The 1756-nt window shown below is 39.4% G+C and carries 2 protein-coding genes; both read right to left on the bottom strand.

Going from position 1 to position 1756, the window contains the following annotated elements; translation table 11 throughout:
• Window position 1 precedes the first annotated feature (1 nt).
• A complete protein-coding gene (locus AC59HZ_RS31230) occupies window positions 2-880 on the bottom strand; it encodes a carbohydrate ABC transporter permease (RefSeq protein ID WP_496549594.1) in 879 nt (292 codons plus the stop codon).
• Between the two features lie 19 nt (window positions 881-899).
• The coding region (locus tag AC59HZ_RS31225) for an ABC transporter permease (RefSeq protein ID WP_496549593.1) at window positions 900-1756 on the bottom strand (857 nt) is incomplete at its 5' end.

Raw genomic sequence — 1756 nt, 5'->3', positions numbered from 1 at the left:
GCTACTCTTTTACAGAGCCAAGCATCACTCCTTTCGCAAAATGTTTTTGTAAGAATGGATAGACAATCAGGATTGGCACAGTGGCGAGGAGGATTGCTGCCATCCCAACAGTTTCAGCAGGAGGAGGATTATCCATCCCTGCCTGCATCCCGACATCTAGTAAATTGGATTGGTTCAGAATTACTAACTGCCTTAGCACAACCTGAACCGTCCACTTAGCAGGATCACTTAAATAGAGTAATGCTGAGAAATAGGAATTCCAGTAGCCAACCGCATAGAATAAACCGAATGCGGCCAATGCCGGTTTTGAAAGAGGCAGAATAATTTTTACAAAGATTTGCAAATCATTCGCGCCATCGATAATCGCAGCTTCCGTCAAATCCATTGGTAAGCTCGCGAAAAATTGTCTCATGACGATAAGATTAAAGGAGCTAATAGCACCTGGGATAATGAGAGCCCACAGCGTATCCATTAAACCTGTTGCTTGAACCACCATATAGGTTGGGATCATGCCAGCCCCAAACACAAAGGTAAAGAGAACAAGGAATACGTAAATTTTTTGGCCAAAGATATTTCTTGTTAACGCATAGGCCATCATGGCGGTGAGCATAATACTTACCAAACTTCCAACCACTGTTACATAGACCGTTACTCCCAGCGATCTGATAAATTCTTTCGAACCTAAAATATACTCATAAGCATCCAGAACCCAGGTCTTAGGCCAAAGGAGCAAGTCCGTTTTTACGAATTCTTCATAGGTAGCAAATGAAACCGCAAACATATAATAAAACGGAAATAACATGGTTAGTGCGATTAATGCAAGCAGAATAATATTGGTGTTATCAACAATTTTTTCTGAAAGACTACGTTTATTAAACAACCTTAACTTCCTCCTTTCTTTAGTAAACTCCACCTTCGCCAAATTTCTTGGCCAAGCGGTTAGCTGCTACAATTAAGATTAGCCCGATAACTGATTTAAACAACCCAACCGCGGTTGCAAAACTAAAGTCAGAGTTTTGAATCCCCTTCAAATATACGAAAGTATCCAGTACGTTCCCAACCTTCATCGTAAACGGAGTTAACATTAAGTAAATTTGTTCAAACCCAACATCCAAAACGCTTCCTAATCGCAGAATTAATAGGATGATAATGGTACTTTTTAAAGCTGGTAGGGTAATGTGCCAAATTTGTTGCCAGCGATTTGCTCCGTCAACGGCTGCCGCTTCATATAAGCTTGGACTAATACCGGAAAGGGCAGCGAGGAAAATAATTGTGCCCCAGCCCGATTCCTTCCAAATGACTTCCAGAACAACTAATGGCATAAACCAATTTGGGTCTTGTAAGAAAGCAACTGAATCCATTCCGAAAACGCTTCCAAGGACTTTATTCACAATTCCATTTGATTTTAATAAAATCGTCACAATCCCGATTACCACAACCCATGATAAAAAGTGTGGCACATAAATAATTGATTGAACGACTCGCTTATATATACTATTTCTCACTTCATTGAGCATAAGTGCTAGAATAATAGAAACCGGGAAGGCAAATACAATTTGAAGAAATGATAAATATAACGTATTCCACAGAACCCGTAGTACCTCTTCGTCTTCAAAAATGGTTTTAAAATGCTTTAATCCAACCCAATCGCTATGAAAAAAACCTTGAAATGCACTATAATCTTGAAAAGCAATAATATTTCCAGCCATTGGAACATACCGGTAGATGATAAAAAAGAGTAATCCTGGAAGTAACA

The sequence above is a fragment of the Neobacillus sp. DZ-9 genome, assembly GCF_059587065.1.
This window is presented reverse-complemented; position numbering and strand designations above follow the sequence as displayed.